Origin of the sequence: Lelliottia sp. F153 (assembly GCF_002870005.1) — a bacterium.
Lineage (GTDB): Bacteria > Pseudomonadota > Gammaproteobacteria > Enterobacterales > Enterobacteriaceae > Enterobacter > Enterobacter nimipressuralis.
On the sequence record NZ_PKFT01000001.1, the window covers coordinates 692,817 to 707,892 of the forward strand.

Annotated in this window: 11 protein-coding genes and 1 pseudogene; all 12 read right to left on the reverse strand. The window is 47.1% G+C overall.

All coding sequences use genetic code 11. The features are described from left to right. Positions 1–14 precede the first annotated feature (14 nt). Positions 15–1,622, reverse strand: coding sequence for a type VI secretion system protein TssA (gene tssA / locus F153LOC_RS03290; RefSeq protein ID WP_102103620.1), 1,608 nt, complete (start codon positions 1,620–1,622; stop codon positions 15–17). A 47-nt stretch (positions 1,623–1,669) separates the two neighbouring features. After that, entirely contained in the window at positions 1,670–2,602 is a 933-nt protein-coding gene (locus tag F153LOC_RS21490) for a PASTA domain-containing protein (RefSeq protein ID WP_146003451.1), read from the reverse strand. Positions 2,603–2,607: 5 nt separating this feature from the next. After that, entirely contained in the window at positions 2,608–2,766 is a 159-nt protein-coding gene (locus tag F153LOC_RS21590) for a hypothetical protein (protein WP_158238448.1), read from the reverse strand. A gap of 305 nt (positions 2,767–3,071) precedes the next feature. Further along, complete coding sequence (locus F153LOC_RS03300; protein WP_102103618.1) at positions 3,072–6,443, reverse strand: ImcF-related family protein; 3,372 nt, start codon at positions 6,441–6,443, stop codon at positions 3,072–3,074. Next, positions 6,436–7,644, reverse strand: a complete 1,209-nt coding sequence (locus F153LOC_RS03305; RefSeq protein WP_102103617.1) for a hypothetical protein — start codon at positions 7,642–7,644, stop codon at positions 6,436–6,438. The genes F153LOC_RS03300 and F153LOC_RS03305 overlap by 8 nt, the downstream gene beginning before the upstream one ends. A gap of 2 nt (positions 7,645–7,646) precedes the next feature. After that, the gene (locus F153LOC_RS03310) at positions 7,647–7,910 is read right to left on the reverse strand and encodes a PAAR domain-containing protein (protein ID WP_102103616.1); all 264 of its coding nucleotides are present in this window, start codon (positions 7,908–7,910) and stop codon (positions 7,647–7,649) included. A gap of 149 nt (positions 7,911–8,059) precedes the next feature. After that, positions 8,060–9,274 carry a hypothetical protein gene (locus F153LOC_RS03315; protein WP_233210343.1) on the reverse strand — a complete coding sequence of 405 codons (1,215 nt, stop codon included), beginning with the start codon at positions 9,272–9,274 and terminating at the stop codon, positions 8,060–8,062. 10 nt (positions 9,275–9,284) lie between these two features. Next, positions 9,285–9,500, reverse strand: a complete 216-nt coding sequence (locus F153LOC_RS21495; protein ID WP_146003452.1) for a hypothetical protein — start codon at positions 9,498–9,500, stop codon at positions 9,285–9,287. 45 nt (positions 9,501–9,545) lie between these two features. After that, on the reverse strand, positions 9,546–9,941 hold the full coding sequence (locus F153LOC_RS03320) for a lysozyme inhibitor LprI family protein (RefSeq protein ID WP_102103615.1): 396 nt from the start codon (positions 9,939–9,941) through the stop codon (positions 9,546–9,548). Between the two features lies 1 nt (position 9,942). Next, a pseudogene (locus F153LOC_RS21730) lies at positions 9,943–11,466 on the reverse strand (pesticin C-terminus-like muramidase); the annotation flags it as partial. 56 nt (positions 11,467–11,522) lie between these two features. Continuing rightward, positions 11,523–12,383, reverse strand: coding sequence for a hypothetical protein (locus F153LOC_RS03330; RefSeq protein WP_102103614.1), 861 nt, complete (start codon positions 12,381–12,383; stop codon positions 11,523–11,525). Continuing rightward, on the reverse strand, positions 12,370–15,069 hold the full coding sequence (locus F153LOC_RS03335) for a hypothetical protein (protein ID WP_233210341.1): 2,700 nt from the start codon (positions 15,067–15,069) through the stop codon (positions 12,370–12,372). The genes F153LOC_RS03330 and F153LOC_RS03335 overlap by 14 nt, the downstream gene beginning before the upstream one ends. Positions 15,070–15,076: the final 7 nt, after the last annotated feature.

Genomic DNA, 15,076 nt, shown 5'->3' on the forward strand with positions numbered 1-15,076 from the left:
TATCAAACAAAAATTTAGCCACAGAGCACCATTGCACGTGCAGGATCAATGGCAATCAGACCCGCCAGGAGCCTATCCATCTCGGGCATCAGCCGGGCTTTATCACTTTCACTGCGACCAGCTTTCATACGCAGGAGCTTCAGGCGGCGAGCCTGGACTTCAAATAACAGACCGGGCTCCCAGTCACCCAGCGTCAATTGCGGGGCGCTGGCGGTCAGCTCGCCCAGCAGATGCAATGCCATTTCGTTACGTCCGTATTGTTCAGCGACCCGGGCCATCAGCAGGCGCACCAGCCAGCGGTGTCGGGGTGTATCCAGTCCCGGCCGGTTCTGAAGCCAGGTCAGGGCTGCCTCGGGGCTTTCACTGTCACCTTTTTCCATTGCCTCAGATTCGAGTAACAGCACATCGTCTCCCTGTCCGCTTGCTACCGTTGCCGGTTCATCACCAAATAGCAGCGCGTCTTCATTCACCTTTTCAGCTATCCAGCTTGTGGTTACTTCATCGGCAAACGGGGTGCCGTCATTCCATGCCAGCCCCTCCAGCCCTGGCATGCGCTTAAGAAACAGGCGCAGATCCAAGAGAATCGAATCAGACCAGGTCTCCCATGGCTGACCGGCATGACTGAGTCCTTGCCAGAGATACCACTGGAGATCGAGCCAGAAATGGTTCACCCCTTCGCAGTACATCTGACTGGCCTGCTCCACCAGCTCTGCCCAGTTTTTTTGGAGATACAGTCGTTTTAGTTGTGCCCGGTACTCCGGTTTCGGCGGAACCAGGCGAGAACGGCCACTGCTGTCCAGCGGGGGGATCTGATCGATCGTATCCCAGCGTACGGTTTTCATCAGCCGATGGGAGGCCAGCCAGCCCTGAGGCTGTTCACCAAGCCAACGGGAGAGTAACTTTGCCTGATCGAGCAAATCCCGCCCGGACTTGACGGTGGACAACTGGGGTGACTGAGAAAGGACAGGATCTTGCCCGGCCTCATGGGCACTGCTGTTCTGCGGGATCAGCGCTTCTATACCACCGGAACGCGCAAGGCGGTTTTCCAGAGCGCTACATAGCCCGGCGAAAGAGGGTTTCTCATTCTCAGGCCAGTCAGCGACGGCAGCAGATAACAGGCTGATTGCTCCCGTGGTCAGTGCGGTATCATCCCGATCCACTTCCGGCCAAAGCGACAGCGCATCGAGAACCTTTGCACTGCTGAGCCACTCAAGAGCAGCTTTCCGCGCATTAGGGCGCTGTGGATGGCAAAGCCTGCCGAAGCGTGACAACATCGCCACCATCAGTAACAAACCTTCCGCCAGCCCTTTCTCTCCATCGCGGCTCAGTCGGGCCTGAATGTACCAGGTCACCACACGGATATCTTTGGCACTTTCACAAAGTACCTTTTCTGCCAGCGCACAGAGTTGCTCCGGGTCAGTACCGGAAAGTTTATTAATCTCTTCCCGCATCTGCTGGAAGTTGTCGTCGTAGGCCGGATCGTCACCGGTTTCCTGCTCAGGGCTGAGCGGTGATAACCAATTATCCCAGAGTGAAAGAGCATCGGATGCCCGGGTAATAAGGCGCTGCTGCTCTTCCTGACGAGGGGTGCATGCTGATAACAGGGCTTCCGGTGAACTCATTTATTTCCCTATTCATTACTAAATTAAAAGTTAAACATATCTATTGATCACTGCTCCGGACAGTTGGCACTGTAATCGGTTACTGTATAATTATCCCCCATTGTAATAACATTCAAAGAGATCCCACCTTCACGTTGATAATCGAAGCTACAGAAGCCAAATCCTGTCCCAGAGCATGAATCTACTTCGACAACTCCTTCAGCATTTAACTCTTTGGCAATGGAGTCGCCCTGATCTGTTTCGATATTTTCAGGCTTCCATCCATAATTTTTGAGCAATTTTCTGGCACTCTTAATATCTTTCCCATAAATGTTTGGTACAGGTGCTATCCCATTACAAAATGGCTCTACTGGTGCAATCGGTTGAACGCGAGCAACATTACCGTCATAGAACAAATCAGCGACGGCGGGCATACCCGGAAAAAACTCTCTCAGTCGAAATGTGTTATTCAAGTTGGTTTTGGAAACTGCACCCAAAAGCGAGTTTGAGTCATCGGTGATTTCATCACCATAAATTAAAGCCTGAAGAGCTCCTTTGCTATAAATTGCCACATTTCCATTTTTGACAAAGCAGGACCCGCTCGTACCGTCCTCACCTTTGCTGAAAAAACCAACAATAGTCAAATCGCCGTTAGAGACTTCATTAATCACTTTCCATCCCAGAGCGGAAACAGCTTTTCCCTCGGGACTTACGGGAGGATCTCTATCACAATTTAATACAGGCTCGTCAGTTGATGCTTCCTGAGGTGCTAATGGCAATTTATTAATAGCGACAATATGCAAGCCGTCTACCGTTGATGATATTTTAGGTATATTTTCTGAAGCATAGGATGAAAATCCAAACATTAAAAATAATAGGTTGCAAGTACCTACCAACCGGTATGAAAAACGACTGATAAAATTTAAAATCATATATACCACATGTTTTTTAAAAGCATAAAATCTCGAGTGTGGGATTTTATGTAAAAAGAAAATTATCATTTAATTTACCGCTTACTTCCCCACTCGTTGTTTTCCGAGAAAAGCCAGAACAGTACCGGCAGCACTACGTGCCAGAATCCATGGATTCCCTTTTCCTGCTGACTGATGGCCGTGGAGACAAGATCGGTTAACGCGAGATACTTCATCCCCATCGGAATGTGCACGCGGGAAAGCGAATCCTGGCTCTCAGCAAAGACCGTGTCAGCCGGAAAACTAGCCAGAATCTCCAGAATGGCGATTGGTGAAGCATTTCCCCTGACAGTGCGTCGGTCTGGCGAGTTTCTCTGTGGACCCGGAAGAGAGGTTCATCGTATTGGAGAAGTGTTTTCCCTGATTGCCAGGCCGAAAGGTCCTAAAAGGGTTGAGGATTCAGATTCACGACATCGTTCCAATTTGCTGAAAATACTCGGGGACCAGCCTTTAACCTGTTTTGCGAAAGCCAGCGCCGGATGAGTTTTCCCACCTATCGTTACTGGAGCTCTTCTGCGCCAGCGGCGACGTTGAAGATAGCGTTTGGCAGCTTGAATCCCTGTAGCTTCAGTAACGCCAGAGGGCCGTTGCCGAGCTCGCTGCGCATCACAAACTGCAGAGGGGTGCCGTCGGCGGCGGTCCACACCAGTTGTGTACGGCTGGCATCAAGCGGGGTGATGATGGCCTTGTCCAGCAGTCGAATGAAACCCCAGTTACCCTGGTTGTTGGCATAGAGCCGCATACCGTTGTTTACACTACGCCAGCTGAGCGACACGCCCGGGTAGTACGTATTACCTGGCCAGGTGAAGCTTTGCCAGCTTTCCATCTGATTGAAGTAATCCAGGTTCTGCTCATCGAGGGTAAGCTGCACTCTGGCAACATCCCGTGAAGGACGCGACATCAGTTCGAAGTGAACACTTGCATCGCCCTGAGAGAACACGATATCTGAGAGTTCCGCCAGCTGATTAATCGCCCGGAGAAAATCCGGACTGACAACCATCCCCTGACTTGCGGAAGGATCAACGACCCAGCGATTCCCTTCCTGGTGGAGGATCCCGCCGAGATTCGTTTTCAGGAAGGTAGTGATTCGACCCGAGTCGCTACGCAGGAACTGAGCCAGCAGCGGCAGGGAAGCATCGCTACCGGTGGCTTTAAACGGGTACCGTCCCGCAAAGGCCTTATTCCACTGATCTACAATGGTCGTCTGCCAGCGGGTATTGAGGCTACCCGCAGCCGGGGCAAGTACCTGCCGCCAGGCCAGATCAAGCGGTTGCACAAATAACGACTGACCAAATCCATTCCACTCCTGCCCCAGACTCGCCGCAACCAGACTGCCGTAATCGCGGGTATCGGTCAGATCGATAGCTTTGCCCTGGAACACGGTCTGGGCCAGCATCTGCGACATAGCCTGCGGATCCGGGGCGCTGGTAACCTGCTGGAGTTTCAGGCGTACCTGCGTGACGCGGGCAAGCCAGGACTGGAAACTGAGGTTACCGTTGGAACCGGTGCCCTCTTTACCTTCCATCAGCCCCATCAGCGGTCCAAACACGCCATCGAGCGGACCTTTAGGACCCTGTGCCTGCTCAATAAACTGTCTGGCATTTTTTTTCTGACCGATCAGCTTTTTCGCTGAGTCCACTATCGAATCAGCCAGTGCCTCACCTTTCTGCCCTGTTTTTCCCTGCCAGGCCAGAGTGTTCATCAGTGCCACCAGCGGCGACTGGCGGACATCACCGATCAGACTGAGCTGGGCAATCGCTTCGGAAAGTGATATGGCTTCCTGCCACTGAATGCTGTTGACCATGTTCAGCCAGGCGTTACCAAAATCGGTAAAGTATCGTTCTGTCAGACGCGTCTTCAGCGCTTCCGGGGAGATATCACTTCCTGTCTGATGGGTTTTATCCGTCAGGACCCAGTCGATTTCATCACGGCGGGTTTTGACAACCTCGTCAATTGCATCCTGAACCTGCTCTTCCCAGGCCTGGCGGGTAAACATACCCGGGACGACTTCGTCTGTGCTGAATACCGTTGAGGCATCGGTGTCGCCGGTCATATCTTCAAGTGTTAGATCAGGCCAGTTGCTGGCCACGCGCTTAAGCATGTCCTGATACAGGCTTGATTCAGCGTTACGCTGTCCTATCTGTTTGAGCAGGATCTGACGGACAGTGCTGATTAATTCAGTGTCAGGCTTAATTTTCCATTCCGGATGAGCCGGGAGGTTTTGCGCATAAAAGCCCAGTAGTTTGGGCGCGAGGTCCTGCCATGTGCCATCCGGTACATTCTGACGCTTCGGCCAGGCTACCAGTATGTTTTTTGCCAGCCAGCTCGCGTCCGCTTTATCCGGACGGGCCAGCATCAGATAACTTTTGAGTGCGTCGTAGGTATGCTGAGTGCCCTGTGTGCGGGCGTCACTGGCCGGTGGTAACTTCACAAAGGCGGTCAGCTGTTGCTTCAGATGGTCTGCGGTGGCATCCCTCATCAGCTGCGTGTTGTTCTTTGCATATAACGGCCAGAGCGCGGCCAGCGTGTCGCTGTCCTGATTCAGACCAAAACGGGTGTACCACGGGGCACCCGTGGCTTCACGATTTTGCAGACGGGCAATGGATTGCTGGAGCACGAGCTGGTTACGCAGGCGTTCAGTCAGCGGTAATGCGGCATCCGCCGCCTGCCTGGCCGTCTCCTGCGCCTGATAGATTTGAGCCCGGTTAACGACGAGAGACAGCAAGGTACCTGCACCCCATAAGACAATCAGAGCAAGCAGGATGAGCCGTAGCACTTTCCGCCAGTCATAGCCCAGTTTTTTGGCGCTGACGGCACCACAATCATCAGTAACCGCCGTCCAGCCAGGGGTATCAAGACGCGTGTTAGGTATGGCTCCCGCTACTGAGAGTTCTGGACTGAACATGACACCCCGAAGGCGCCAGGCGGCAGACCCCTGCATTAACACGTTGAGTAATGCGTTCAGACTGGATTTCAGCTCATTTTGCAGACGGGAAGAGAGCTGTAGCAGGCCGTCATGTGTCGAATCATTCACGACCTGTGCTACCCCGGCCTTACGAAGCCGTGGGATCAGGGTCTGAATGGCCTCATTTGCGGCCTTGGGTGTTCCCCCAAGCCCGAAAATCGCACCGATAGCAGGCGGCTGCGCTTCTGGCTGAGCACCGGTAGCCTTATCAGTCAGCCACAGCCAGACGGGTGCCTGCCATCCCAGCTGGTGGTCTGCTTTCTGGCGGCTGCGCAAAAATGCATCCCGCTCAACATCCGTCGGAAGTGACGAGGAATTCAGCACCTGAACAATGCCATCTACTGGATGGCTGGAACGCAAACGTTTCAGTTTTGAAAGGAAGATCTCATCCGGAAGAGACTGGGTATCGCCCCCATATATCAGCACATTTCCGTCGCCTTCCTGCCAGAGGTCAGCACATAAGCCCGGGGCAGCTTTATGGACCTCATCCGGATTACCCATCACCAGGAGGATACGTACCTTACGCTGCCAGCGACGGCCATAGCGGAAACGGAGATGCTCAGAAACGGCATCCTCACTGAAGACAGGTTCTTCTTCATCATCTTCGCTCGCAATGGTGCCTGTTGCCGGGGCAACCATCTGAGCCTTTTTCTGACCCCAGTGGAAATACAGTCCCGATTTACCGGCGAAGTCGAAGGCCTTCTCAATCAGCCAGCCGAATAAAAGCATCGCGGCAACCAGGATGGCACAGAACGTGAGGATCTGTTGCCCGTCATATGGTCCCAATCCCGTGGCCGAGGCGACATTTTCCGGAAAGCCGTAAAAGAGAAATGCAACGATGACCGTCAGAAAAAAGGCGACAGTCACAACGGAGCCGATGAGAGTTTTTACTTTTACCTTAGACATTCTTAGGCGATTCCTTGCGAACTTCTTCTTTGGTGATGACGGCGACCCAGATATCGTCCTTGTCAGCGGCGGGTTGTGCGGCGATAACTTGATCGCCATTCTTTTTACAGACTGCCGAGGCAAGAATGATGGCAAGCCAGGGGCCTGCACGACCAGCATATCCCAGAGCCGGATCAATACTGCGATTGTCTTCTGACAAGCTAAACGTCACTCCGTTATCTTCGCAGGCTTTATTCCACGCGCTTCCCCTGGATGTGACTGGCCCGGTATGCCAGCCAGCATTTAGTGCTTCAGAACTCTTCCCGGCCCACAATATTGCCCGTTGCAGTGTTTTTCCCAGCGTGTGTTCAAGACCCTTTTCAGGACGATGAAGGCATACTGCCTCTGAGTAGCCAGCAGCCTTACGGTTGCTGAGTACCACAAGAGTAATTGCATCAGCGTCATCTTCATCAGGCTGCGTTGGCAATGAAAACGTCACTGCGACAAGAATGCCCGGATGCTCCCATCGGTTATCCAGCCAGGCATCAAACGCTGCAAGACCTTTGCCCGCAAGAAGCCTGAAAACCCGTCCTGTTTTTGCAGCGAGTTCATTTTTGAGGTGTTTCTCCACCTGTTCTAGGATATCGTCCTCGCAGTCCAGCATCAGACAGCAGGGAATATCCTTCGGTAGGGTGTCGGTAATTTTTTTTACATGGGCAACGAGCGTGGACGCGGTAGAAATGATTTCGTTCTCTAAGTCGGTCTGAAAGGCCGTGAGGGCTGCATATCTGACGGCAGCGGTACCTCCACGTGGCGTGGATATCCCGGTTGTCGGTGTGGGATGCATAACCGCATTACCCAGCATACCTGGTTTATTGCCGGAAATATGTTGAATGCAAGTACCGAGTATCCACGCGCAGCGCTGACCCCGGCGCGTTTCACATTCAATTAATTTCTCTCGTTCCACATTCCGGGACTCAGACCCAACCTGCTCTGCTTTATATGCGAACCGTCGAAGGGAGAAAAGAAGTCCCCATGTGCAGAAGGGCAATCCCAGCGCAGTAAACCAGAAAATAAAACCTGTTCGCTCCGTCGTCCAGTTCCAGAGCGCTAACACGACCCCTACTGACATGAAAAATGCCAGGACCAGCATCCAGCGGCGGGTATCGGGTCGCTGCACCTTCGTCGCCTTCTCAGGGATGGCATCCAGCAAGACGGGCATACTCAGGCAACCTTCGCTTGTACAAAAGAACTGATTAGTGTGCAGCCGCAACCGCATTTGTGGCCGTGAAAGGCTACCGGAATCCCGTTATCAAGGTACTCCGGGTTACCTTCTATGATCGTTGTAGGACCATGACCTGGTATTGGGCATGAAACTTTGTCACCTTTACGTGCCACACCAACCCCGCCAAATATCATTGCGGCAGAACCGGTCATAACTGAACCACCGTGAGAGGTTTTATCGCCTTTTCGGATAATCTGGAGCATTCTTTAAGGTCTCATTGTTAGGTTATATTTGATTTTTTCGAAATTAGTGAGTGAACCTGATCTCGAACAAACGATAACGATAAAATGTGAAATTGCTTTTTGATTAAGCGAGGGGGTGATAATTTTGCGTTCATCCCCTCTCTATAAAATCATTGGGCTATAGTATCGGACTTGATCCAAGTGATTAGGGGTATGTTTTTGGGATTAATGTAACCTACATTCACCCATTTCCTATCTGATGAGTACTGTATTACTTTTATTTTATCACCTGGGATCAGGTAATTTTTAGTTTGGCTGCTATTGTTCGGGGCGGAATATAAATTTGCCCTTTCAATAATTGATGATTCTTCTTTACGGCTGTGCAAGAATGATAATATTGCATCTAATGCAATTTTTTTATTAATTTTATTCTCCCTTGCTAATTGTTGGTATTTATCTATATTTTCTATGGAGGGGGCATCACAACGGAGCAAGTTACTTGCACCTCTGGCATCAAGCGAAGAAAGTTTGTTTTTCAATTTAATAATTGAAGGCCGCATAGAATTGAAATCAAAAATATCAGCACCAACTTCTTCAGAACTGGCCAGTACATCTTTCCCTTCAGTCCAGGTATATCCGCATGCTTCTCCATCCCAGTCACTTACAATACAACCATTGCTCATATCAACAACACTACAATAAGCCCTTTCTGTATACTTCGACGTTCCATCTCCGAACTCAACAGTTCCACTTGAGACACTATTAACAATCAGGTATTTTCCTGAGGGTGAGACTTTTGAAGAGCCATCCTCAATGTAAAAACGGTCATCCCGACTGAGATCAGCAGAGTAATTTTTATTGGAAAATAAAATTTCCCCCCATGAGTTACCATCATATTGCTCACCATTTTTTTTCTGTGAAAAAGTTAAACTCCCTCCAGTTGGCGATCGAATTATAACATCAGCATCGTATTTTTCATGTGCTGAGGGTTCTTTTCCTGAGATCTGCTCTGTTTTTTTAAATAATATCACTTTAGGCACAGACATATTAGCATTTACAAATGGAGTGGGATTAGTGATGGTATATTTAAGAACATTCCTTTCAATTGATATCGTTGCCTGACCAATGCCTCCAAATGTACTTTCAAAGTCCACAACTCCAACATTATCTTTGATTATACCGCTAATATTTCTATCATTATCCTCTGAACAGTCAATTCTATTTCCGTTATTAGTTATAAAGCAGTATTTTCCAACAAGATGAGTACTATCTTCGACTAAATCCAATGCTAACGATTGTGAGTCGCTCTCATTTACCCAATGACCGGAAAAATTAGCCATTGAATGAAAGGAAATAAAAGCTAAAAACAATAATATTTTTTTCATATATCAACCCTCAAACAATCTTTAACTCTATGTAGTCCTTTTTAGTTGTCGGATCATTTTTTAAATCACCGCCTGAACGTTTACAAACTGCACTACTTAAGCTGACTGGATCAACCCATTGTTTACTCAAGCGACTATAGGATTTTGCAAAAATTATATTTAATTTATCATCTAGCACATATATGTTATCAAATAATAACGGTCCATCAATAGAGGATGAGTCCATGTTTAATCTGACTCCAATTGCTCACGACTTTTTGCATAGCTAGTCTTAATAAGGTAAGGATTGCATTTCCTTGATCCGTTGCTCATTAATGCGATAAATACATTTATTTACTAACATTGCATTAGCTTGGGATCCTGAGTCAGCAAATAGTGACTCCATAGCGCATTGCTGCTCTCTATATCTCAACCATCCCCTTTGTGCTGACAATAGTTTCGTCGAGTAACGTTCTGACATATCTTTATCCGTTGAATAATTTTCAGCTATTCTTATTCTGAGTGCAGAATACTCATCATTAAGACGTTTTTCAGAGTCATTTTTTAATTTTGCATAACAAGAATCAATAGATTGAGTTTCACTTTTCGCAGAGCAGACATCGTCTGCTAATACTGAAACTGATACCAGCAATGACAAACCACACACTAACATTTTAATTAATGACATGTTACTGACCTCTTAAGTAATTTGCTCTATGACGCCCGTTCTCGTAACTGGAAATTATTGCATTATTTTCTATATATGAAATTAACTCCTGCCGTCTATTATACATTCCAGCCCTCATGGGTCTTTCACCACTAAAACCCTGATATATAAAATCAACAAGTATGTCTTGGATTTTTTGCTCTAAACTATCCCATGGCAGAGCGCCAGGTACTCCATGAATTTTATCTTTATAATTCCGTTTGGCTCTATCTACATAGGTTGGATATATCAATCCAAATAATTTATTTTGCTGCATCCTAGTAATTTCACCTATAGACTCTCGATTAGAAAGGACAAAATTCATTGCAGCACTTCCTTTCAAACCTGCGGCCATCGAAATTTTGTTGGCTTTATCTGAATCAATTCCAGATGCAACCATATCACTATACACCGAATCCTTACTTCTCCCCCCCATATCATACCCTCGACCAAGGGTCACACCTGAGAGATCATTTCCAGGCCAATGAATTAGGCGGCTGAAGTAGCGGTTTCCCGTAATATCATTACCTTCAGCATCGAAAGTAACTTGTCCCTTGTCTACTTTGAGCCATTTCAGAGCCATTCCGTCTTCACTTTCACCCAAAGCATCTAAAAACACCATCGGATGCATGTGCCAGACTTCCGGCCCCAGCACAACACCCTTTTCCGACACTGCTTTCATCCACGTCATTTTATCCAGAAACGCTTCCAGATATGTTTTCCACAACGGCGCATCCGTGATTAACGTCTCCAGATAGGTCATCCATAGTTGATCGTCCTTGCCGTAGTACCATTCACTGGCATGCTTTGCTATCACCCGGTACAGGTGGTCACGGTAGGAAACATTGTGAACTGCCTGAAGATATTCCTGTTCCGAGTAATAGCCGTCCTGGTTACTGTCGATCATCTCCAGCAATCGCTGGTAGTTATATTTGTTCAGGACATGAGTGGTACGCGTTTCATCCTGTGCCGCTTTATACAACTGCTCTAGAATCCCCTTCACCACGTTACCCGGTTGTTTTATGCCATCAATCAGGTCAAAGCTCGCAGGGGCTTTATCCAGCGTGGCAAAGCCCAGTTCGCCTAACGCGTATTGCGATACTTTCTGAACACTGGCGGTAGGTAACCAGCCACCTTCCTGACGTATCTGAAAATAAGCCGCATCCTTGTTATCGGACAGTGCAGTTCCCGCAGCATCAACACCCGGCACTTTTGCAAGTGTAACAATACCCGATATCTTTGTTTTACGACTGCCCGCAACCATCCCCTGCTCACCCTTTTCAAACAACGGTGCATCGGCTTGCCACGTCAGATAAACCGGAGTATCTTCCCCCACCCTTCCAGGATTGGTGATGAATTTCTCCATATCATCCATGCTCAGACATTCAATATGCACTTGATAACGCGAGCGTTTGCCATTTTCTTCCGGGAGCTGATAAAAACCCAAATGTCCAAGGCTATCTCCGGCATTGACAGGTACAGGCGTTGGAGGTACATACACCTCATTTTTTGCTATAACATAGTACCGATACTGTGGTAAGAAATATGGTGAATCGATTGAGTTTATGAACCATATTTTCTATTTAAGTATTCTTTTATGGAGTTCGCATTTTTATATTTAAAAGAAGATTGATTTGTATTATAACCTGATAAATTAGGATCTTTATCTAAGGTGGTATTCAGACGTAGATGCCCTGTTTCATCATATGTATATCCATATATTTTATAATAATCACCTTCGTCAATATCCCCTCCCCAGGAGACCAGGCTAATAACATTCATTTCTGAACTAATATTCATAAAAAAAACGGTGCGAACCGAAGGCGACTTGTTGTCATGGTTTTTTATTGTATCAATAACAACGTCACCATTTGGATCTTCACGAATAAGATTTAAAGAATCATCTCTGATATATTTAATCACTGTATTATTAATGCCTTTTAAAACAAAAGGTCCCTGCTGTATAGCTTCGAAGTTTACAATGTAGTCCTTTTTAGTTGTCGGATCATTTTTTAAATCACCGCCTGAACGTTTACAAACTGCACTACTTAAGCTGACTGGATCAACCCATTGTTTACTCAAGCGACTATAGGATTTTGCAAAAATTATATTTAATTTTTCATCTAGCACATATATGTTATCAAATAATAACAGTCCATCAATAGAGGATGAGTCCATGTTTAATCTGACTCCATGAGCCTTTCCCCATTGACAAGAAAAAGTATAGTATTGTTTTATTTCAGCATTATTGGAGTTACCTTCAAGCCCCACTTCTATATTTTTAATTCCATTATCATTTCGTACTTGCAGCGAAAAATATTTTATATCTCCAATTTGGTCAGATGATGATAATTTAAAATCTGTTGCATGTGATAACTTTGTAGAAAAAATAAACACGAATACCAGTATGTTAAAATATTTCATCAAAAATACCCTCTTGCAAGAATTTTATTAAATTATTATGTCTATCTTCATAGTGGTTATCATAAAGATTAACAATTCGCGTTATTGAGTCCGACACTGTTCTACTAACCCCATTATCAGCTCTATTGTATAAATTATTCTGATCCCAAAAATACAAAGCAGACCTTGCCGCATAAACAGTTTCAACTAAAAGATCTGGATTGGTTTCAAAATCAATACGCTCACCCCAAACTCTTTCGTGATAATTTGTAAAAGATCTATAATTATTCTTGAAGGTTAACTGTTTCATTCCTCTTCCACGATACCGCCATCCATCTCCACTTGCAATGTCATCATTCCCCTCTCGCCCACCATATGCCCTGTTCGCAATGTTTTGTTTATTTGCTGTTTGCCTTCCCGGAATAAAACCATCCGCTTGAGCATCTTGAGAGTGATTACGATAATATGCAAATTTATCTATAAGCACTTGTGGCCTGTAGTTAAAACCCTCATTCAAATTGAAAGCAGGCCCTACTTCTTGATATATTTGAGCGAAAAAATGATATAGTCTATTCTTGGTGTTAATATTACACATATCAAATTTATTTGAAAATTCTTCAGCAACAACATCAAGGATAGAGTCAGAAACATTTCTTGGGTCAGACCAAATTCTCCTGAGCATTTCTCGTGTAATTTTGGCTTTTCCTTTCTTTAAAGCATTTAAAAATATAATCGGATGCATATGCCAGACTTCCCCCCCTAGCACCACGCCCTTTTCCGACGCCGCTTTCATCCAGGTCATCTTATCCAGAAATGTCTCCAGATACGTTTTCCACAGAGGTGCGTCCGTGGTTAACTTATCCAGATACGTCTTCCACACCTGGTCATCTTTGCCGTAATACCATTCACTGGCATGCTTTGCTATCAAACGAAAAAGATGGTCGCGGTATGAAATATTGTGAATCGCCTGAAGATACTCCTGCTCCGAGTAATACCCGTCCTGGTTACTGTCTATCAACTCCAGCAGGCGCTTGTAGTTGTACTTATTGAGTGCATGGGTGGTGCGGGTTTCCTCCTGCGCCGCTTTATATAATTGCTCCAGAATCCCTTTCACCACATTATTCGGCTGATTTATACCATCAATCAGGTCAAAGCTCGAAGGGGCTTTATCCAGCGTGACAAACCCCAGTTCGCCTAACGCGTACTGCGATACTTTCTGAATACTGGCGGCAGGTAACGAGCCACCTTCCTGACGTATCTGAAAATAAGCCGCATCCTTGTTATCGGACAGTGCAGTTCCCGCAGCATCAACACCCGGCACTTTTGCAAGCGTAACAATACCCGATATCTTTGTTTTACGACTGCCCGCAACCATCCCCTGCTCACCCTTTTCAAACAACGGTGCATCGGCTTGCCACGTCAGATAAACCGGAGTATCTTCCCCCACCCTTCCTGGATTGGTGATGAATTTCTCCATATCATCCATGCTCAGACATTCAATATGCACTTGATAACGCGAGCGTTTGCCATTTTCTTCCGGGAGCTGATAAAAACCCAAATGTCCAAGGCTATCTCCGGCACTGACAGGTACAGGCGTTGGAGGTACATACACCTCATTAAAAACAGGTTCACTACTGGACGCCGCCGGTGCAACCGGCGTCAGACTGTCGCCGTCTGAGACTACCCATACCCGGTCGCCCTTTTTCAACTTATCCTTATCACGGCCCAGAGTGACCAGACTGAATGTTCTTTCTGCATCACCGGCGTTCTTGCCGGGGCGGATGACCTGTTGTACGGTATTATCGGGCTCGTATGAAAGCGGGAAATCGGCTACCAGGCTGCCTGCATTTTTATATTGCAGAACATCGTCACTGCTAAGATAGTATGCCCAGTTTGTACGAGAAGTGCAGTTCACTACGCTTTCTGACTGATTAGTGTAAGCCGATGAACATTTTGTCCACCAGGACGGAACAGGCGCTGACGCCGCAACTTTCAGAGAACCCTGGTCAGATACCGTCCAGACTTTAGTGCCTGCGGCAAGTGTGTTCCCCGCTGCATTTTTTGTCTCACTGGTAATGGTCACTTCAGTAAACTGGCGCTTGTCACTGCTGCGGGTCACAATGGTGTCACTCAGCGTGACTACCGTGTCTTTCTCCAGTTTTCCGGTTACGTGTCCTGCCTGTAAACCTTCCACACTGGTGTAATAGCGCTGAACACCTGCCACTTTTCTGTCGAGCTGATTTCCCTGTTGTTTGTAGGCAAGATAGGGTGCCATATTCATATAAAGCGTAAAAAACGTCAGCCCACTCTCTACTGAATCTCCCGGCTGAATATAATGTTTTACTAATACAAAGGAGTTTGAAAGGAGAAGTTTTTCACCACGCCAGTCAATCCCGGCACTTTCATAGCTCTCACATACACGCCAGGCAACAATCTCACCATCCGCCATACAACGAATAAATTGTTCGCCTTTATAAAGCTCAGGGCGATATTCACTCTCTGCTGCGCTGTCAGTGCTCAGGGCGCACCAGGGAATAGTGGCATCAGTAATATGGATCCCCCCATGCCACATTCCCTGACTTCCCACCAGATACAGTCCTGAGCTTTCCCCTCCGATCATCGATAACAACTCTTCCACAGAGGAAAAGGGATGACCATTTTTGTTTGAAGGCACAGGAAAGCTGATTTTGGGCATCTTTGCAGTCATAAATTAC